Annotated in this window: 17 protein-coding genes; 10 read left to right on the forward strand and 7 right to left on the reverse strand. The window is 35.8% G+C overall.

Annotated elements, in window-relative coordinates; translation table 11 throughout:
• Nucleotides 1-565 precede the first annotated feature (565 nt).
• From ltrA to DFO72_RS23650, 8 genes are all read left to right on the forward strand, one after another.
• Nucleotides 566-2,464, forward strand: coding sequence for a group II intron reverse transcriptase/maturase (ltrA, locus tag DFO72_RS23615; RefSeq protein ID WP_113885167.1), 1,899 nt, complete (start codon nucleotides 566-568; stop codon nucleotides 2,462-2,464).
• 113 nt (nucleotides 2,465-2,577) lie between these two features.
• Entirely contained in the window at nucleotides 2,578-3,264 is a 687-nt protein-coding gene (locus DFO72_RS23620; RefSeq protein ID WP_134177294.1) for a hypothetical protein, read from the forward strand.
• Between the two features lie 85 nt (nucleotides 3,265-3,349).
• Nucleotides 3,350-4,474 carry a DNA polymerase III subunit beta gene (dnaN, locus tag DFO72_RS23625; RefSeq protein ID WP_113885121.1) on the forward strand — a complete coding sequence of 375 codons (1,125 nt, stop codon included), beginning with the start codon at nucleotides 3,350-3,352 and terminating at the stop codon, nucleotides 4,472-4,474.
• 44 nt (nucleotides 4,475-4,518) lie between these two features.
• On the forward strand, nucleotides 4,519-4,863 hold the full coding sequence (locus tag DFO72_RS23630) for a hypothetical protein (RefSeq protein WP_009336113.1): 345 nt from the start codon (nucleotides 4,519-4,521) through the stop codon (nucleotides 4,861-4,863).
• Nucleotides 4,864-4,875: 12 nt separating this feature from the next.
• Nucleotides 4,876-5,418: a hypothetical protein gene (locus tag DFO72_RS23635; RefSeq protein ID WP_113885122.1), complete on the forward strand. Its 543-nt coding sequence runs from the start codon at nucleotides 4,876-4,878 to the stop codon at nucleotides 5,416-5,418.
• Complete coding sequence (locus DFO72_RS23640) at nucleotides 5,393-6,121, forward strand: hypothetical protein (protein WP_113885123.1); 729 nt, start codon at nucleotides 5,393-5,395, stop codon at nucleotides 6,119-6,121. Before DFO72_RS23635 ends, DFO72_RS23640 begins: the two co-directional genes overlap by 26 nt.
• 36 nt (nucleotides 6,122-6,157) lie before the next feature.
• On the forward strand, nucleotides 6,158-7,120 hold the full coding sequence (locus tag DFO72_RS23645; RefSeq protein WP_243856254.1) for a hypothetical protein: 963 nt from the start codon (nucleotides 6,158-6,160) through the stop codon (nucleotides 7,118-7,120).
• Between the two features lies 1 nt (nucleotide 7,121).
• Nucleotides 7,122-7,967 (forward strand): ThiF family adenylyltransferase, encoded by an 846-nt coding sequence (locus tag DFO72_RS23650; RefSeq protein ID WP_113885125.1) that lies wholly within the window; start codon nucleotides 7,122-7,124, stop codon nucleotides 7,965-7,967.
• A gap of 106 nt (nucleotides 7,968-8,073) precedes the next feature.
• Here DFO72_RS23650 and DFO72_RS23655 read toward each other — a convergent pair whose 3' ends face one another.
• From DFO72_RS23655 to DFO72_RS23685, 7 genes are all read right to left on the reverse strand, one after another.
• Complete coding sequence (locus DFO72_RS23655) at nucleotides 8,074-8,925, reverse strand: hypothetical protein (protein ID WP_113885126.1); 852 nt, start codon at nucleotides 8,923-8,925, stop codon at nucleotides 8,074-8,076.
• Between the two features lie 21 nt (nucleotides 8,926-8,946).
• Nucleotides 8,947-9,597, reverse strand: coding sequence for a hypothetical protein (locus DFO72_RS23660; protein WP_113885127.1), 651 nt, complete (start codon nucleotides 9,595-9,597; stop codon nucleotides 8,947-8,949).
• Complete coding sequence (locus DFO72_RS23665) at nucleotides 9,594-10,280, reverse strand: hypothetical protein (protein ID WP_243856255.1); 687 nt, start codon at nucleotides 10,278-10,280, stop codon at nucleotides 9,594-9,596. Before DFO72_RS23665 ends, DFO72_RS23660 begins: the two co-directional genes overlap by 4 nt.
• Nucleotides 10,281-10,303: 23 nt before the next feature.
• Nucleotides 10,304-11,176, reverse strand: coding sequence for a tyrosine-type recombinase/integrase (locus DFO72_RS23670; RefSeq protein ID WP_113885128.1), 873 nt, complete (start codon nucleotides 11,174-11,176; stop codon nucleotides 10,304-10,306).
• Nucleotides 11,177-11,694: 518 nt separating this feature from the next.
• Complete coding sequence (locus DFO72_RS23675; protein ID WP_113885129.1) at nucleotides 11,695-12,609, reverse strand: hypothetical protein; 915 nt, start codon at nucleotides 12,607-12,609, stop codon at nucleotides 11,695-11,697.
• 715 nt (nucleotides 12,610-13,324) lie between these two features.
• Complete coding sequence (locus DFO72_RS23680; protein WP_113885130.1) at nucleotides 13,325-14,680, reverse strand: cell division protein FtsZ; 1,356 nt, start codon at nucleotides 14,678-14,680, stop codon at nucleotides 13,325-13,327.
• Nucleotides 14,677-15,018 carry a hypothetical protein gene (locus tag DFO72_RS23685; RefSeq protein WP_113885131.1) on the reverse strand — a complete coding sequence of 114 codons (342 nt, stop codon included), beginning with the start codon at nucleotides 15,016-15,018 and terminating at the stop codon, nucleotides 14,677-14,679. The genes DFO72_RS23680 and DFO72_RS23685 overlap by 4 nt, the downstream gene beginning before the upstream one ends.
• 1,093 nt (nucleotides 15,019-16,111) lie before the next feature.
• Here DFO72_RS23685 and DFO72_RS23690 point away from each other — a divergent pair.
• Both DFO72_RS23690 and DFO72_RS23695 read left to right on the forward strand, forming a co-directional pair.
• Entirely contained in the window at nucleotides 16,112-17,434 is a 1,323-nt protein-coding gene (locus tag DFO72_RS23690; protein WP_243856256.1) for a hypothetical protein, read from the forward strand.
• Complete coding sequence (locus DFO72_RS23695; protein ID WP_113885133.1) at nucleotides 17,424-20,198, forward strand: type IV secretory system conjugative DNA transfer family protein; 2,775 nt, start codon at nucleotides 17,424-17,426, stop codon at nucleotides 20,196-20,198. Before DFO72_RS23690 ends, DFO72_RS23695 begins: the two co-directional genes overlap by 11 nt.
• Nucleotides 20,199-20,207 lie beyond the last annotated feature (9 nt).

Genomic DNA, 20,207 nt, shown 5'->3' on the forward strand with positions numbered 1-20,207 from the left:
CGGTGAAAATCGAGCCTAAATTCCTGTGGGAACATGGTAAGAGAAGTAATCGGGATGCCATAAAATAACTATGGATAGAATGAATCATAGATTCTGACGAATCACCGAATGTACATGTCGATACTATCCGTTCCATAGAAATATGGAGGAGGTAAACCCCTACCTTTTCAGTTGTGGAAATGATAATCAAATATATCAAATCTACGGATAGGGACTATCCCCTATTCATCTAATGAACTATATTACGATTAATTCATTAGTAACTGACGGCATAAAGGTGAATCCTAAGGTTATATGCAAGGCTAGAACATGCGGAACAGTTGAAGTTGGTGAGAACGCAATACGGTGGTTAATTACCGGTTCGTGGATATAAGGTATTGAAACAATACTGAAATTCCTTTACACCAATGGCAGTAGGGTCATAGTACTGATGAAAGTTATGTAATGTAACCGGAGGGAAGGGCCCGAGTCTACAATCAAGCAAAAGCGGAATTATTCTAGGAATGTGTAACAGTAACCGACTAAACCTTAGAGCAAAAATCTCATTATGAGGTGATGCAATTTGGTGCGAAAACTAGAATACACTCTTGAATCAGAATCAGAATTAAGAGGCACATTAGACAAGCTGTACTCAAGAACAAGAGAGCTAATGGAAAACAATATCAAGGTAAAACATACATCTCTCCTTGAAATAATGATGTCAAAACCCAATATTGTTACAGCGATACATTCACTGAAAAGCAATAGGGGCTCTATGACACCAGGAGTCGACGGAAAAACAATCCGCGACTACTTAAAACTATCCGAGGAAAAACTCATTGAGTTAATCCACAATAGAATTAAGAATTTCAAGGCACATATCATAAAACGTGTGTTTATTCCAAAGGCTAACGGCGGACAACGACCTCTGGGTATTCCAACATTAGAGGACCGAATAATCCAGCAAATGATGAAACAAGTTCTGGAACCTATATTAGAGGCACAATTCTTTAAATATAGTTTCGGGTTTAGACCTGAAAGAACTACTTATCATGCTCTGGAAAGAATTAAAGTCCTTGTTCACCGTACTGGGTACCACTGGATCGTGGAGGGTGACATTCGTCAGTTCTTTGACAAAGTAAACCATAGAATCCTAATAAAGAAATTATGGAATATGGGTATCAGAGATAGACGAATATTATGCCTAATCACTGAATTTCTCAAAGCTGGTATCTTCAAAAATATTGTCAGAAATGACATTGGAACCCCACAAGGAGGCATTTTAAGCCCCCTCCTAGCTAATGTATATTTGCATTACTTTGACAAATGGGTTGCTAAGCAATTTGAAGAGTTCACCACTAAACACAAATATTCAAAACACGACCATAAATTACGAGCTCTAAAATCTTCTAAACTCAAACCAGGCTATCTAATCAGATATGCTGATGACTGGGTTTTGGTCACAAATAACAAATCCAACGCACATAAATGGAAAACTGTTATTAAAAATTTTCTCCAGAAGGAACTGAAACTAGAACTCTCTGAAGAAAAGACGAAAATCACCAACATCAGAACGAGTCCAATTGAATTTCTTGGATTTAAATACAAGGTAGTTCTAAAAGGTATAAAAGGGAAAAGGAAGAAAGATAAAAAGACTAGATACATCAGTCATGTTACCCCTTCCGATAAGAAGATTAAGAGCAAAGTAAAGGAACTCAGAGCCGAACTCACCTCTCTTAGCAAAAAGTTAAATCATGACAAACTGAGTAACGCACAGCTAATATTAGCCTACAACTCAAAGGTTAGAGGTCTAGTAAATTATTATTCATATGCAACAGATACTTCCATAATGGATAAAGAAGGTTATAAATTAAGAATAAAAACTTATAACATTCTTGCCAAACGTGGAGGAGTCTTACAATCTACCAATAAATGTGTCAACCTTGCGGTAAAATATCCCGAACGGACACAGAAAACTTTGGCTATCGAAACCGAAGTTGGATTTGTCGGCATAATGCTTCTCAACCTAGCAAAAATGAATGAAAACCTGTTCAAACAAAAAGTTCAAGACGAAACCCCCTATTCCCCTTCCGGTCGAGCATTAATCGAAAAAAGAAAAGGAACTAGGGAAATCGGTATCAGGCATGATGAAATAACAAGCTTATCCCTTCTTGAGAAAATTAGGAAAGAACTTGTTACTTCGCCACGATACAATTTTGAATATTTTATGAACAGAGCATATGCGTTCAACAGAGATAAAGGTAAATGTAGAATTACAGGAGTCCCGCTCGGGAAGCATAACCTGCATGTTCACCATATTGACCCTAAACTTCCACTAGAAGAAGTTAACAAACTGCCAAACTTGGCTTGTGTTCATAAGGAAATCCACAAGGCAATACACAACGTAGTAGATATGAGCAGCATCTTGAATAATAAGGAACTTAAGAAACTGGAACGGTTCAGGAAGAAAATTCGCACAAGCTGATAAGTAGATGGAGCGCCGTATGAGGTGAAAGTCTCACGTACGGTGTGGACCGGGGGAAAAGTCAATCTTAACAGGTAGTGCTGAAGAATTGGCTTACCTATCGGTATTATAGATTGGAAGAGAATTACGTACAAGTTTTTGATAATAAACGTGATGGATCCAACTATATAAACGACAAGAAAACTAATGTTAAGGGTTATTGGATGCCACCAAAGCTTCCAGATTGGGCTTTGCCTGCTGATGAGAAAGGAAATTGTAGAAATGCTTCTCAAGATCCTCAAAATAAGCCTGAAAAGCAATACCAAAGAGAAAATAGCCAAGCTCAGCAGAGTAATCAAAATGACTCTGTACTGAAAAAAACTGGGAAACAACCTCCGAAAGGAACTAAACAAATGAATCAAAAGGGCGAATTTGACCGCTCTCGTTGTTTAAAGGTAATTGGTGAGTATTTAGAAACTACGGGCCTGAAGGAACAACCGCAATTTATCGTTCCGCTGTTCAAAAAGGTGACCCAAAATTCTACTTGCAAGTCACTACAAAATATTTTTGATAAAGCAACAGAAGAGGAACTTAGAGCATTTTATGGTGTTTTGAGGCCGGTTAATGACCTGGTTCTTATCACAAATAATTATAAAGTTGCTTTAAGTGATTCTTTAAGATATGTACAAATTCTTCTTCCTAATGTGAAGATTGAGAGTTTGTTTAGTTGCTTTATACATCTAACGAAGGATCATGTTAAAGAAGTCGCTACATTTATTAAAGAGGACCTTCAAAATGGAAATTTAACAAAAATCGCTTAATTGAGGAGTGGCACTAAAGAAGATTTTTCTATCTTTCTTTTGGTGCTTTTTTATTTATAAAAAAACAACTCATGGAGGAATAACAATGCATATTAAAATTAACCATTCTGTGTTGTCTGATGCTTTAAAAAAGGTAGAGAAGGTAGTAAACGCCAAACACAATATACCTATATTACAAGGAATCTACATGGAAGCTACTAATGAAGAACTTATTTTTATAGGTTCTGACAGTAATGAATCATTCCGCTTTCACGTACCTGTTGATGGTGAAAACGTTGAGGTATATGAGCCAGGGAAAACGGTATTGCCTAAACAAGTGACCGAAACCGTAAAAAGATTCAAGAAGGACATTACCTTAAAGCTTGATGGTTTTACTCTCCTTCTGCAATCAGGCCGGTCTAGGTTTAATTTGAATACGTTTGCCCCTGAAGAGTTTCCAAAGTTACCCGACTTTGCTATTGAAGAATCTACCCTGTTCTTAAAGGGCACTGATCTTAGCAATCTAATCAAGAAAACGGGATTTGCTGCGGCTGATTCTGAAATACGCCCTATATTAACCGGTGTATGCCTAGACCTTTCTGGAGATTGTATGCAAATGGTTTGTACCGATTCTCACCGGTTGGGTAAAGTCCAGGTGAGAAACACTTCAGATAGGGATTTAAAGTTTGTTATTCCTGCGAAATCGCTTGATAAGCTGAATAAAACATTTGATTTACAGGAGGATGTCCATATCTATTGTGAATCAGAAAACCAGCTCATCTTTAGAAGTGGTTCCTTGGTGTTCTATTGTCGTTTGTTAGAAGGCACCTACCCTGATACTTCCCGTCTCATTCCGCAAGATTTTAAAGCGGAAATGAAGATTAATCGGAAAGTGTTCCTGGATGAAATTGAAATAATCCGCGGGATTGCTAATAATGCAGACAATGGACAAGGAGGAGTAATTAAACTTCATGTAAACGGAGCAGCAACTATTTCTTCTTATACCGCTCAAACAGGCAAAGGTGAATCGGTTGTAGATTATGAGTCTTTAGAAGGCGAAGATAATTTCACGATTAGCTTTTCGGGAAAATACATTGTTGATGCTTTAAAAGCCATCGATGACGAATTCATAAGTTTCAAGTTCAACGGAGAAATGAGACCTTTCTTGTTAACTCCATGTGAATCTGAGTATGAAGAGCTTCAGCTGGTCTTACCAGTTAGAACACAATAAGGAGCGGAGAGTTATCTCCCTCCTTTTCTAATGGGGGAATTAATTTGAAGATTGACTTTCATAAAGTAGAAAAACTTTTGGAGCCTTATAAGCAAATTAAAAAGCAAACCTCTGAAAAGAAAGAGGAAGGAGTAGCCAAAGTCATTCAATATGTATGGAATCATACTCCTACCAAAAAGGTGGATTTTGATTCTTTTAATCTAAACGGAGGTCTTAGAGCTTTTTATGAGTTTTATTTCCTCCCCCACTACGATGATGAAATGACACAGGCAGATTTAGTCGCTATTAAAGACAATCTATGGGAGATTAACGCTGCCTGGGATGACTTGATCTATTCATTAACCAAATGTAATAACAAGGTTTATGAGAATGAAGATGATTTCATTTAAGGAGGAATTGGCATGAGAATGTTATTAGATGCAGAAGAAAAATACGCTTACGATGAATCAATAAGCAATTTTCTTACATTAAAGATTTGGCACGATTTAGGGGTTAATGTGAAAGAATTTCCGGATTACATTGTGTATCCAGGTGGTTATGATGGTTCATCTTTAGAGATTCTAGAAGCTGGATTAAAAGCACTTTATCCAACATTCAGACAGCTGGATTATGAAGATGAACACAAACTAGAAACCATTGCTAAAGAATCTAATATTTCTTCTACTCCTGAGCGGCTATATTTATTAAACAATGATAAAGTTCAAAAGCTACTAGATACGGGTGAGATAGATAAGCTAAAAAAGCCATTATCCAAACTTTACGGAGATCTTACTGAATTTGATATGAGTTTCCATAAGGAATATGGATTGGTCTTGGCAATTTATTTTACAAGTGTATTTTTTGAAGCGGCTGAGGCAGTGGCTAGAATTACTAGATTAGTAGAGGATTTATATATACAAATTGAGGGTGTGACAGATAATGGATTATGTTATCAAGCTATCTGACAAAATTGATGACTATGAAGGTTATGTAGAGGTTCTGCGATTATCTGACCGTTTTGATGGAAAGACAGAAAGCTTGGACAAGATGGTGAAAATAGAAAACCGTCTCATCCAGGATTTATATAAAATGACTCTATCAGATTTAATCCGGATCTTATCGGAATCTAGTGCAGGTGGAGAAAACATTTCAACTCCTATTTTACCGCAAAGTTACATAAAGCATGTATGGGTGAATCGAGCTGCTAAACAGCATGAAGTATACATTGAGATACCGAAAAGGCGGTGGGATATTACCTATCATTCTCAGGCTTTTGAGAAGGTGGGATTCCCAAGGATGATTTTTAAATACTCAGTGTCTGACACTAAAGTAATCCTATCTAACATTGTAGCAGTGCAAGAGCAAGGGATACTAACTGATGAAACCCCTTTATTTCTGTTTCCTTTTTCAAATGTGAACACAGATACAAAGGTATGTATGGGTGGAAATGAACTCCCTCCTATTAAAACTCTATCTCAGTTAAGTACTTTTCATAATATCTTTTTTGCGGCACCGTTCGGGGATGACTATGGGTCAAAGACGTCTAATGGAAAAACAATACGAGAGCTTTTTACTGTACTTAAGGACAACGATTTTAACGATGAATGGCTTGTTCCTTTAAAAGAGTCTATACTTGGAAATTTTAAAAAAACTAATTGGAGGAAATAAACAATGACAAAGGTAGAACAAACTGATATTTTTAGCATGTTTGATATTGAGGATGAGGCAGTAATTAAGCTTGAAGCTGCAAAAGCAGCCGCCGTAAAAAAGCGAGAAGAACAAATCGAAAAATTAAGGAAATCAAATGAGGAAAAGAAAGAGGCCAAAGCTTCTACACCAGCTGCTCCAAAAAAGGATCCATTTAAAGTCCTGGTTGATACCATTGTTCGCTATGCGGGTATGGACTTGCCAGTTACCAACTATTTCTCAATAGAAGAGCTAGAAAATGGACTTCCGACTAAAAAGAAGAAAAAAGATGATGATGGAGAAGAATCAGCATTTGAGCCGATTTCTGAAAATGCTCTCAGAAAGAAATTAGAAGATGACTTTCCTGAGCTTGTGGCCAACTTTACTCAACTTGTATACATTGAGAAGAAAAACATTATTGTACCCGTACTTTCTGCAAAGAAGAAAGGTATGGTGGATTGTAAGGAGACCTCTGCATCTGCAGAGGTTTCTTCCTGTTCAAAGAAAAAGAAAATTCCCTTTCACATATTGGCTGATTTTATCGTAGTAGCCAAAGATTTTTCTAGTAAGTTTGGAACGGAGGTTCATGCCGACATCTACCTTGACAGAGACAAAGGAACATTTATCTTAGATTTTCCCAAGCAAGTGGTTAATGCTGTGCTTTGCTCAATCGATGATGATAATGCGTGGCTTTATGTTGAGAAATACGGTGATAGAAACTTAATGAAAATTATGGAGATCCACTCTCATCATGTAATGCCGGCTATCCCCTCTCCAGTGGATGATGCTAACGAAAGGTCCCCTATCCTTTATGCCATTGTTGGCCGCTTGGATAAATTTTTTCCGGATTTAATCGTAAGAACATTTAACAAGGAGACACAAAAACATTTTAATATTAATCCCTCTAATGTTTTTGAAAACCCGGTATTTGATGATTATGCGACTTATCTTAGTGATATTTCAAATGTGGAGGTAGAGTAATATGCCAAAAATATCTGTGGACTTTACAAAAGGAAAACGTCTTTTCACTCATATTGTGTTAGTTGGAGCGGGAGGAAATGGAGGTTATGTTATTCAGCAAGTAGCTCAAATGCTCAATATTTTTGATGTGTGGGGCAAAATGGTGATTGCTGATTATGACCATTATGAAGAAAAGAACCTAGCTAACCAGCTTTGTTTACGCCAAGATTTAGGAAGGAACAAAGCGGAAGTATTAGCTAAACGTTATCGCTCAGCTTACCAGGTAAACATTGAAACATATAGCGCTAGTTATATTGAGAATGTTGAAGCCTTAGACAATTTATTTAATACAGACTATGAAGGTTGTCATGGCTGGAGTACATCATATGTACCAATCTTAATCTCTTGTGTTGATAACAATTTCTCTAGAAGGGTATTCCATGAATACTTTGAAAAAGTAGATAACCTATTATATATCGATATTGGGAATGAGGAAGTCCAGGTTCCCAATGACTTCCGTATCCGGTCAAAAGATGCCTGGACAGAAGAAGAGTTGGAAACTTATGAACGATCAGGCTTTACGGGTCAATTGGTATGTGGCCTTAAAATTAATGGGAATGTAATTTCTGAGCCAGTTGCTTCTGTATTTCCTGATATTTTAGAAGACCAGGATGAAATTGCCCCGTCCGAACTTTCATGTACTGAACTTGCTGCTTCTAATCCTCAGAGAGTAATAACTAATCGTTACTCAGCCTTAGCAGCATCCACAATATTGAATGAAATATTCGAATTAGGAACATTATCTACCCATAAGATATTTTATCATTCTAAGAAAGGGTATATGAGAAGTGAGCCGATAACTCAATAAAATAAATTAATTTTTATAAGACCATCATTTTTTAGATGGTCTTTTTTGTACTTCGAAAAGAAGATATGTAAAGACCAAGCAGAGGCAATCTGCTTGGTCTTATTTATTAGTTGTATTGAAAGAAACTGTCTACTTGAGCTAAGTTAACTGTAAGTTTTTCTCTATCAAGAGTATTCATAACAACTGCTCTAGTAACTATCTGATCTAAAAGATTGTCCTGCTCTAAATCAGTTAGGCTAGTTTTTATTGAGATATTCAGGAAAAGACCTTTTTCGCTATCCCCGATATCAACAGCCAAAACTGTTACTTCTCCTATTTTGTCTAATCCTCTATAATCTGAATTTATAATCTCCCAAACTTCACTTAAACTATTTACTGCAGTTAAACTAAGATAGTTCTGAGGATTAATAAAGGTAATGTCATCTAGAGAAGCCATAATGCCTTTGTGTCGAGACTTATAAAAATGTATACCTCTTTTATTAGCCTCGTCTTTAAAAGCCCATAATGCCCCTAAACAAGCCGTATTTAAGGATATAGCCATCAGGGTAGGGTAAACACCCTCATATTCAATTACCATCCATTTGATCATCTCTCTAAGGCTATCCATGGTTATTACTTCTTCTAGGTTATTATTTGAGCCGACTCGAAGCATATCGGGGATTTGTTGCGCTATTACCCCTTCTGCTTGTTTGAACCAATCATCCTCAAAGTTCGATTCGCTGTTTTGCATTAATTCCATTGCCATAAAGTAACCATTAAATATTTGTGATTGAATTCCTGCAAATAGCATGTTCTCCATCTTCTCTACTTTGTCCTGCTGCACGTATTGTAATAATCTATTTTTATAGAACTCATAGATTGTTGCTAAATCAATATTGAACTCTTGATTATTCTGTTGGTGGGCTTTTAATTTCTTTTGTGTGTATTCATAAATATTAATCTCAGTGGTTTGTGTCATATAAATTCTCCTTTGTAAGTATTATGAAGCATTATCCTGGACTTCATATGGAGGTGAAGGACTATCATCAGCATATTTCCAGACTCCATTTTCCTTTTGAATTATGGATATAAAATACTCCTCCCCGTTTGTTGTTAAAACCTTACGATAAAAACTCCCCTCATTTTTAAGCCGGTTAAAAGTAACATTTGTTAATGTGTAGCTTTCGCCATTAATATTTTGTTTTAGATACAGGTCCTGTAATGAAGAAAATACTGTTACAGCATCATCCTTAGAAGGTAAAGATTCCTTTACTGACTCAGTTCCATATTGTAAAAGGAATTCATAATAGTTTTCCGGAGAAAGTTGCACTGTGTAGAATTTATACAATGCGTCTGCAACAAATTTTGAAAACTCTGCAGCATCCTGATACTCTTCTAAATTTTTGTAGTCTAGATTTTCAACTTCTTTTAAGGTATCTAACTCATTTTCATATACTACCTCATTAACTGGTCTCTCCATATCTTTGTATATTTTCTCTTGTTCTTCTTTTTCTTTGCTATCCTCAAGTTCACCTTGCTTCTTTTCTTCTTTTAGAGCTTCAATTCTTTTTGATTCTTTATCGAATAAACCACCGCATCCAGTTAACAGCAAAGAACTAGATAGAATTAGAGAAATAGCTTTAACTTTCATCTTAAGATCCCTTCTGTCAAAAGCTTCTTTTCTTTAGTAGTAAGATAATTTATTAGTTCTGCGCTATGTAAAGCAGAGAGGTCACTCACTGCAGATGTGACAAGTTTAGGTATATCTGTTATTTTCATTTGGTTATTGCTAGGTGTTACTGGTACTTTTAAATGCTTTTCTAAACAATATGAAAGAGTTTTAAGATGATCTCTATCAATACTGGTTGGTAGTGATATGCTTTCTAATTTTCTAATTCCAAATAAGTTGATGCAGACAATAATCGATTTTATAGTAATCAAGCCTGGATCTAAGGTTAAGCTAAATATCTTCGAATTATCTTTGTACCATTGGTCCTTCAAAGTTTTTAAAATTGGATGTGAATGTATACTAAGCTGTTCTTTTTTACTATTAATTTCAATATAGTTACTAATCTGCTCATTCTTAAGAACTTCCGATAAGTATAAAGATTTTTGTTTGTTAAAAGGTATAGATAATACATCATTGGAATTATTGAAATTAAAATCTCCTTCTCCTATTAAGACTGCTTTGGAGAAATCTAATAGGTTTCTAGCAACTTGCTTATCTTCCAACGCTACAGCTCCTTTCCCATAAAAAAAAGCACTCCAGAATAAAACCATCTCCAATAAAAGATAGTTTTTCTGGGTGCTTCCCATTGTTGTTTTTGTTTCCACAATTATACACTTAATTTTGAAGCCTATTCAAGTTCTTTTTGGGTATAGGTTCCTTCGACTATCTGTTTCAGATAGTATGATGCAGTATTTTCTTCAATTCCTAATTCGGCGGCTATGAGCTGGATTGGTACTTTTTTAGAATAAAGATCAAATGCGATAGCTCTTCGAATTATAGTAAGAGTTAAAGCTGGAGATCCTTCAGGGAGGTAATCACGAGATATTGCTCTTAAATGACTTTGCATGGACATTACCTGTATAGGTCCAGTTACGTTCTCTCCGTGATGTTTTGTCGTAAATACATACTCGCTGCCATTAAAAAAAGTGGAGTAAAAGTACTCATGGAAGTACGCCACTTCAGATCCCTGGAGGGTAATGGTTCTATTTTTCAATTGAATTTCAACTATATCTTTATTTGCGTTATCTTTAACTTTATCCTTGGTAAATCCAAACTCAGCCATCTTTAAGCCTTTAGTGGCCAATAAAAACAATACTTTTCTAAGCGGCGAATATTCATCATTAAGCAGAACTAGATCAAGCACTTTTAGAATTTCGTGAAATTGAATGTGCACAGTTGGCTTTTCTTTTACAACAAACCTCTTGATTTTGACTGCAGGATCAACACTTAAAGGTACTTTGTCAGTTTCCCAAAAATAGTTAAACATAGTCTTTAAAATGGCAAGTTCTTTATTTATTGTCGAGATACTTTTTTCTCTTATATCACGTTGATACTCTAAGTATTTGATTATGTCTGAAGAGGTAATTTGAAAAGGTTCCTTATTGTCCGGATATTTATCTTTAATAAAGGCAAAAAATTGGTTTATAACCTTTTCGTAGCTATTTACTGTTTCCTCACTATACCCTTTATTTTCGATATGCTTAATAAATCCGTAAGGCATTCATTCTCCCCTCCTAATATCAGACCTTTATATTTCCTATATTATACTAGATTATATGTTCGTATCTTCCCTTAAAAACTAAAAAACTGCCAATTTTAAGTGATTTTTTGTTGTAATTTACTACCGCAAGTTTTAGACTCACCTTAACTACTCAGCGGTTTTGAAACCTATTTTTTTTAGAGTTCAGTTGTACCCTGTATTTTATTTATATTTCAAACCAAGAACGCAGCTAAGGTTTAACAAAAACCCATTAGAAATACAATAATAATGACTAAAAAAAAGCTCATTCAGTAAATATTTTACTGAATGAGCTTTAATAGCTTTAGGAGATATTGAACTTACCAATTAATGATTGTCCTGGCGATAGCTGCTAGCAGAGTTACTGCGGTTGCAGCCACCACCACTTTATCAATTGTTCTAACTGTTTTCTCTTTAAAATAATATGTTAACACTCTGCCCCACCCCTTATGAACAACTTTAGTAAACCCATTATAAAACACATGTTCGGAAATTTCAATCTATTTCATATTTGCACTTAATAGTTTTTTGTCATCTACATCAGTATCAAGCTGCATATTCGAAAAAGATTCACGCTCTTGCTGTAATAACGTATTTACTTTCCTCTTTTCCTCTTGAAGTGTTTCTATTTCTTTTCTTGCTATATTGATCTTCTCTTTAATTTCTTGATCCATTTTTTCTTTTAGCTTTGTTTCCACATCCTTGTTAATTTGCTCAACATCAATAATATCAGGTTTCTTAAAAAGCCCTAAAAAAGAAGGTTTTTGAATACTTTTCTTCAATGAGGTTGATAAGAGCTGCGTTTGTTTTTCTTCTAAGTACTTCATATAAGCATCTGTCTTGATTTGGTCTATCTCAACTTCTTTTCTCTCTAGTTTTCTCTCAATATCAGAAATATCTTTTTCGTACTTAAGTATGTTCAGCATTTTACTCTGGAATCCTAGATTTCGCTCCATAGTTGATAAACGTTCTTCATAATTATTCTGCAGCTGATCGCTATACTCTTGAAGATCGGTACTTTCACGTTGAACCCTCTTTACATTACCTCCCATTGAAACACCAGGTTGCATTCCTAGCTCAGCAAGAAGATCCACAGAAGTTTTAGAGGCCTTGTCCATTAATACAAATATTAAATGTAAGCGAAATACACTTTTATAATTTAACCTGTAAAACTTCCCGAACTTTTCAGGTTGAATGTACTCGATTAGATCTGAACGAAAATGATTTCTAATTGTAGAGTCTGACCGTTCAATAATACGACCTGCCTCAACAGTGCTATATGTCATATCTTTATGCATTGATTGAATACCGGTTGTGAACACGCTGTCCTCTAATCCATTCAAAACAGCCATTCTGAATATAGGATCATTTTCAAATTCTTCCATAAGCAGTTCTTTCATATCTAAGCTTTCCACATTCTCACCTCCAGTACTGTAGGCTTCTACAATCATTTATAAAAAATATTACACTTAATAGATTTATAAATCAACTCAAAACGTTGATATATTAGGCGTTAGCAACCTCCGAACGATTCGCAGCGCTTGCGATATTTGCCACAAACGAACATCAGCGCGAACGCTACCTTGCGAAATTTAATAAATCACTAACGTAATTGAATCAAACGCATATGTATGAATCTATCATTTTCGTAATTGAATTATAAAGAGCGTTATTTAACGTTATAAGAACGATAACGCTACACATCGTTTGTGCTTAATAGCGATTGATTTATAAGCGTTCTTGTTTTGATGTTTGCGTTTGATTGAAAATGAATGATGGATCATCGTCCGTGTTATATTGAGTGAAGATGAATTTTGTGAATTACTGTGCTTTTATCCAGGTTAAGAGCCTTTTTTTGCGTCTTGGATCCAGCACAAGTCTTTTATTTGAAGTTCTAAGCGAACCTAACATAACTTAAGGGCATTCTTTGATTTTAACTTATAGTAATAACCGTATTAGTAGGTAAAAATGATTTTATATGTACCGCATTTAAGGTTGCTAATTATGGTACACAAATAAAACGTTGATACACAAGGGATTGATGATTTATGGACCTTTTAGGTACATAAAAGGGGTACACAAAGTTTGGAGGAATAAATACAAAAAAACAAGCCTAGAAGGCTTGTTTTTTTAAAAATCAATATCATTCAAATCGGCAACTTTAGCTTTCTTTGGCTTATTCTCATTATCCTCAAATTCTAGATCATCTAAAGTCATCTTTTTCCGTCGGACTGTAGTGTTTCCAGAAGAAAAGAAGTCATCAAATTCATCTAACCCTAGTGCTGAAGAAGCTTGTTTCTTAGCTTCCTCTTGTTCTTTTTCTAACTGTTCCCACTGTGATAATTCTTCTCTTAACTGTTGAATTCTTACAGAGGGAGAAGGGTAAACGGCAAGGCCATATAAAGTAAGGTTTTCCAATTTGCTATTTTTAGATATTGATAAGTTTACTTTGGTATCAAGCAAGTCAGAAGTATATCTGAAAACATCATCTGCAATCTTAGGTGAAATATTCTTCGAAGAAGGATATAGAACTGCTACAGCACCAGCCACTGCATTTTGAACTTTATAAGTAGCCAGTACTTCATTGTTATTAAATAGATTTCCTATAACAGATTCGATATTTTCATCGTTTCTCAGTTCCTTGTGCTTCGATATAGATAGCCAGCCTGGAGTTGATAAGGTAGTAAGTAGTTCCGTTTTATCAAATACGGACCGTCCATCTAAAAGAGGTAGAGATGAAATCTCTGCCAAAGCACTTGCGATCACCATATTGCTATAGGATTTAGCATCAATTTCAAGGCCTCCGTAAGTTTTAAGAGGGCTATTTGCGTAATAGTCTTTCATTTTTTCATTATCAATAACTACAGCAGCGCCCATTTTGTTTTCATTCATAAGCTGCTGAATTACACTAATACCAGCAAGAGCGTTCCTTCTAAATGCAGAACCTCTTTCGTCAGAAGAAGGTAGGGAGCAAATAACACCTAAAGGAATTTTCCCGCCTGGTAGGGCTCTGTTTTCTCTAACTTTTGACAGGTAAGCTAGTGCTACTTTTAGCGCTCCATTACCAGTCCCGCCGCCTAAACTAACACATACCCAAACGAACTCTGAGTCCTGTACTGCATCGTCAAGTGCGACCTTTTTATATAAGTCTGCATTTTCTTTAGCGATTTCAAATCCAAGCTGTGCATTTTTATCTGTACCTTCAAGTTCAGGAAAGTCTTTACTGGAAGTTACAATCCTATGAGTTTCCGGTATTAAATTTTTATGTTCTTCCATATCTGATTTTGATGAATTGAGTAAGAAAGTTGGATAACCAAACCTTGATAATTCAGCAGCGATTCGGCCACCACCTTGTCCAAGACCAATAATTGCTTGTGAAGGATAACGATCCATTTCAGATTTTAGTTCATCAGATAGTAAATGTGGGGATAGCAGCGCTTTAATTGCACCTAACTTTTCATTTTCTCCAAAAGCCTTAATCATCATATGTGTTGCTCCTTCCTTAACTTTTCTTCATAAAGTAGTTGGGCTAATTGTTTGCCTCTTACTGTAACAAAATAGGGAGTCGCTGTTCCATCTTCTTTTTTCTCAACGAACCCTTGAGCTTCAAGAGTCAAAAAAGCGGAATCATACTTCTTTCGTTTGCTATGAAAGGCATCTAACCTAGTCTTAACAAGGCCTCTATGTATCTTGTTTTCTTTCACGACCTGTCTAAATACGTCAATAGTAAAGTCATCTAGCTTTTTTCTAAGGAATCGCAGTGTGTCATTATCGTATTCCAGTTCATCTAAGTCTCTGAAACTCTTAGTTTCAAGTTCACTCATACCTTCACCACCTTATGAACCTTAAAAGACCTCTTTTGTGTACCTTTAAGGAACATTATAGAAAACAAGCCAAATAAATGCAATATATATACTTTATTATCTCAAATAAATGTAATTTCCTTACTTCCTTGTGTACCTTAATTGTGGTACACAATATAAATCTCAGACAGCTTGATTCCTGAAAAAACGTACCCTCCAATGACGCTCGTTGCGTACCGAAATTGTGTACCTTAATTATGAACCTTGAAATTTACATAATAAAGTCCCCCATATTTCATTTTCGTATCATTAAATTCATTTTAGTTCTGTTTAAAAAGGTAAGACAGATCATCTTCGATCACAATTCAGTTTCATTCAACTTACAAATTTACCGTTGTCTAGCAATCATTCAGGTTCATTCAAGCTCATGTACTAGCATTATCATTAAAATAAATTTTTTTAAGTAAAAACAGCAAATTGTTTTATACGATTACTGGAATACGGAGTATTAAATGCCGGGGAGACATTGCCAGAAGGAAAATGATTGTAGGAAATTGTCTGTAGTGGGGAGGTCTCGAAAGGATTCCTAACCATCTTTTACATAGGGGTATTCACTTTTTCATTCAATTCATGATTTTATATTTAGTCCTCAAGATATAACAAAATCAGTAAAGTTCCGCTTACCAGTGGAAAGGTTGCGGTGGAAAGATTATCGTTCCACCAAAAGTTTTCCATCATGGTACACCAATAAAAGTACTTTGAAGTCTTGGTATTATAGTAAATACGGGTTCCAAAGCAAGTGTGAGTTCTTACCGTGTTTTCACCCCGTTTAAGTAAAAGGATTGATACTGAATTCTATTGATTTTACAACATCGATTGTACCCTAAAATATAGCTATTTCATAACAAAACTTATTAAGTATGAAGGTCACCATTCTTTGTATATCCCTGTATAATCATTCGCTAGATATCACGATATTTTATTGCCAGCTCTTATATAAAATGGTATACTCAGGTCGAAATTTCATATCTAAAGGGACGACCCTGGACTCACTAAGCTTAGGCTTGGTTTGTTCGGGGTCTTTTTTTATCTCATAGAAAGGAGGCTATAAGTGGTGAGTGAGAAGTCTATCTATACTTACAATAATGGTAGGGCATGGATAACTGAAAAGGATAAAGAATTATTAAAGCTAATATGGTTACATAAATCAGTAACTGTCTCACAAGTAAGGTTTTTTCTTTTAAAGGCATATGGTATGAAAAAGAGTGCTGTCTACAAGAAGCTTCAGAAATGGAACGAACTTAAGATTACCAAAACACAAGTTTATAGCGGGAGGAAGAAGGTCCAATTAAGGTGTGTACAGATGAATAAGAATGGAATTGATATTTTAGTAAATGAAGGGGTTATCCATAATTCAACTTATCCTTTGGTAGAGCTGCCAAATCCTAAAACGGCTGATCACTTCTTTTTAACAAGAGAAATAGTAATAAGAACGTATTTAGAGTTTTATAAAAAGGGCGGTAGGTTTACTTCAATTCCTCCATTAGAAACTCCATACTATGACTCTAAAGTGAAGAAGGCTTATAAAGAACAGGGAAAAAATCTCTTAAAAATACCAACTCTAGTAGAACCGGATTGGATTTTGTACAGTGATTCATCAATACTGAATATTGAATCGGATACCGGGCATGAAAGAGCAAATACTATCATCGACAAAGTTAAAAGGTATGTAGAATATAATGCTCAGAATTTAGAACATAAAGACCATCATATATTGATTGCCCCTATAGATTCTGCAGATGATGACATCCTATGCTATGTAGAAGATCGGCCAAAAGAACGTAAAAAGCGTGTAAGCCAAATAAAAGAATATATTATTAGGGCAAGCGCTCATATCATTCCTAACCTTCATTTCCATGTGGTCACTTCTAGCAGAGCAGGGAAAGTAGCTTATAACATACTAACAGGAAAGACTAAGGAACATTCCTATGTACTAAATGAAAGTATTGGAGCTTTAGAAACTAATAAACACCTCAATGTTTCAATGGTAAAAAGGCTACCTGAAGAGTTTTATACCGGAAACGTATTAAATTCATATTTTGCTGACGGCCATTTTGACATGAAAAGAGAAGGAGAGAAGGTAAAAACATTTTTAATCAAAGTAATGGATGAAGGCTGCGTAAAGTCCTTGGACCAACTTGCTTATTTAAACTGGCTTTTAGAAAAAGACCGTTATAAAAGTCATGTCAATGGAATCCTTGCTATCTATCAAACAGAAGAGGAGAGATTGCATGATAATCTGGGTGACCTTTGGGAGTTAAATCATGTCTATTTCAGTTCTTTAGAAAGGCTACAAAGAAATAGTATTGACGGATCAACATTTTATCAGCAAACCTCTAAATTTAAGAGGAAGAAGGTGTTGCTTTATGAGGGATAAACTGCTGTTAAAATTGCCGGGCATTGCCGTTTCAATACTGGGTGTTCTCTCTTTGTATCTAACAATCCGGGCAACCATAAATTATTTCTTTTTAATGTCTGCTCAATTTAAAGGTGTGGTACCATCATTTATTTTATTTGGTGACTCTACAGAACCTGGCCGAATCGGTTTCTGGTTATCAGCAATCTGTCTTATAGTGGGATGGCTAATCAGTACAAAGTTTAAAGCATTTCAAACGAAAAGGTGGAGAATTGCTTGGTTTGGAAATATGGCTTTAGGAATGTTTTTTCACTTCCTTTGGTTGATTAGTGCACCAGTATATAACACCCTGATCCCGTATTTAGGAAATCGCATAAATCAAATGGATGTTCAAAGTATATGGTTAGAAATTGCGGTGGGTGACACCCAAACATTGCTTCTAACAGTTATGTTCGTTCCTACTACAATTACTTGCTTAAGTATGCTATGGCTATTTGGACAGTACTCACAATATTCAAAGGAACTTAATCAAGCATTTTGGGAATTTGAATACAAGAATGTTCATCTGCAAAAATTCTTTAAGATGAGCATAAAGGAACTATGGCCAGATGTGGTATTGGGGCCAGACTCAGACACAAAAGAAATGGTTGTCCAACCAGGTAAGGACCGTACTCTCAACAATGTCATAATTGGTAGTATCGGTACAGGTAAAACCGCTGCTTTGGTTCTACCTATAATTAATCAGGATTTACATTGGATGAGCCGCTACATAAATGAATATCCTTCTCTGTATCAGAGGGAGGACTTCCATACGGAAGATGTTAAGGGTATGTACCTAAATGGAGTAAGCATAATAGAGCCTTCAAACGATCTTTGCCAAAAGGCATTTCAGTTAGTAAAAGCACATGGCGTCCCAGAGGAGTCAGTATTTTACATCGACCCTACAAATCCGAATACACCATCTATAAATCCTATGGAAGGACCGGTTGATAAAGTGGCTGAAGCTTTCGCTATGGTTATCGAGGGTCTAGCAGAAGGCGGTCAGGCAAACTTCTTTTTCCAACAGAGTGAAAGGAACCATTTAAAGCACTATATCTATTTACTAAAACTACATGAGCATGAACAAGAAGTTACTTTCGACATGTTGTTAAAAATGTACGATAATCCTAACCTTGTTCGGGTAATGCATGAGAAACTTAAAAAGACCTTCCCAGAAAATGTGGACCTGATGGAAGATCGTGATGAGCGGAATCATTGGGCTATCGTAAAACAGATAGATGAATGGTTTGACACAAACCTTCTTCCGAAAACAGAAAGAGCAGGTCAAGGAAACGTACCAAAACTTGTCCAAGAAGGGGAGTTTCGTGGGCAGCAAGAATATTACGATGCTAAAGCGGAGTATGTACAGGGTTTAAGAAACATTCTTAACGACATAGGGGCAAGCCCGTTAATACGTAGAGTATTATTTGGGAAATCTGATTTTTCATTTGACCGCCATCTAGAATCAGGCGGTGTTTTACTAGTGAACTCGGCCAAGGGAGAACTCGGCGGCCTATCCAACGTATTAGGTAAACTCGTATTGTTGAGTCTTCAGAATGCAGTTTTCAGAAGGAAACCTAATATATCAAACTTTCATCATATTTTAGTAGATGAATTTCCAGATTACATTTATCAACCATTCAAAGAGTTTCCAGCTCAGTCACGTAAATATAAAGTTATTGTTACCGTTGTAGCACAAACTGTTGCCCAGCTAGCGGATAAGTATGGAGAAACTTATATGCATACTTTGCTAGGTACCTTACGACACAAAATGGTTTATGGAGATATTCCTGATTTTGATGCTCAACTTTTCTCAAAAATATTCGGGGAGGTTGAAAGATTTGAAGAAGGAGTAAATGAACAAGCAGTCAGCCCGCTGCAAGAAAAGCCTATGTTACGGGTTGGGAATTCCTATCAGAAGAAAAAGGAGGCTATCCTATCTCCAAGTGATATCATTTTCCAGAATCCATTCCAATGTGCAGTTAAAATTGTTGCTAATAATAAGCCGGTGCCGGTTATGCAAATTGATGCAAACTTTGTTCCAAAGGAAGAATTTAATGAAGCCGTGATCCAGGTAAATGAAGAAGCTGCTAAAACATGGCTAGAGTCTAGAAAGGGCATAGTTTTGTTAACCAAGAATCAAACTCTCGAAGAATTTGAAGTGTTAGATGAAGAAGAGGTTATTAAAGAATTAGAGAAATCGGACATTGAGCAGGCAGAACCGCTTCTACTAAATCCCGGTAATGATCATCCTATTACACTACCAATTTTTAATAAAAAAGACTCGGACCCAGAGGCTGAAATACCAGCTGAAGTTTCAAGTGACAAATTAGAAGCTGTTCCGGAAGATTTAAAAAAGAATACTGACGCAATAGAGCCGATTGTTCCTTTAAGTCCCGCTAATTCAGAAGATATCAAAACTGAACCACCTTCTAATAGTGTTATTCTAAGTAGCGATGATGGTGAACCCACTGTCAATGTTTTGTCCAAAGAAATGCCACAGGGTTTACCAAAGGAGCGCATAAACATAACTCATGAGTCAGACAGTAATATATCAAATAAAGAGGTGCAGCGACCAGTACTGTCTCAATTAGGCGAAAAGCAGGAACAGCTTCAAAACGAATTACTAAAAGAGTTAAGTGAAATACCCGAAAAGTCAGAGGTTGTTGTAGCTTCTGAAACAGACAAAGAAGCAAAGAACAATTCTAAAAAGGCTGAAATTCTATTCAGTGTATTCGAGGAATAAAGTAGTAAT

This window comes from Cytobacillus oceanisediminis (assembly GCF_004366035.1).
GTDB classification, from domain to species: Bacteria; Bacillota; Bacilli; order Bacillales; family Cytobacillaceae; genus Cytobacillus; species Cytobacillus oceanisediminis_C.

Excerpts from the sequence above, each read along its gene's own strand:
- DFO72_RS23645 (WP_243856254.1), top strand. The coding sequence starts at position 6,158 with ATGTTTGATATTGAGGATGAGGCAGTAATTAAGCTTGAAGCTGCAAAA.
- DFO72_RS23660 (WP_113885127.1), bottom strand. The coding sequence starts at position 9,597 with ATGAAAGTTAAAGCTATTTCTCTAATTCTATCTAGTTCTTTGCTGTTA.
- DFO72_RS23685 (WP_113885131.1), bottom strand. The coding sequence starts at position 15,018 with ATGAGTGAACTTGAAACTAAGAGTTTCAGAGACTTAGATGAACTGGAA.
- DFO72_RS23670 (WP_113885128.1), bottom strand. The coding sequence starts at position 11,176 with ATGCCTTACGGATTTATTAAGCATATCGAAAATAAAGGGTATAGTGAG.
- DFO72_RS23655 (WP_113885126.1), bottom strand. The coding sequence starts at position 8,925 with ATGACACAAACCACTGAGATTAATATTTATGAATACACACAAAAGAAA.
- DFO72_RS23635 (WP_113885122.1), top strand. The coding sequence starts at position 4,876 with ATGAGAATGTTATTAGATGCAGAAGAAAAATACGCTTACGATGAATCA.
- DFO72_RS23640 (WP_113885123.1), top strand. The coding sequence starts at position 5,393 with ATGGATTATGTTATCAAGCTATCTGACAAAATTGATGACTATGAAGGT.
- DFO72_RS23650 (WP_113885125.1), top strand. The coding sequence starts at position 7,122 with ATGCCAAAAATATCTGTGGACTTTACAAAAGGAAAACGTCTTTTCACT.
- DFO72_RS23680 (WP_113885130.1), bottom strand. The coding sequence starts at position 14,680 with ATGATGATTAAGGCTTTTGGAGAAAATGAAAAGTTAGGTGCAATTAAA.
- DFO72_RS23695 (WP_113885133.1), top strand. The coding sequence starts at position 17,424 with ATGAGGGATAAACTGCTGTTAAAATTGCCGGGCATTGCCGTTTCAATA.
- dnaN (WP_113885121.1), top strand. The coding sequence starts at position 3,350 with ATGCATATTAAAATTAACCATTCTGTGTTGTCTGATGCTTTAAAAAAG.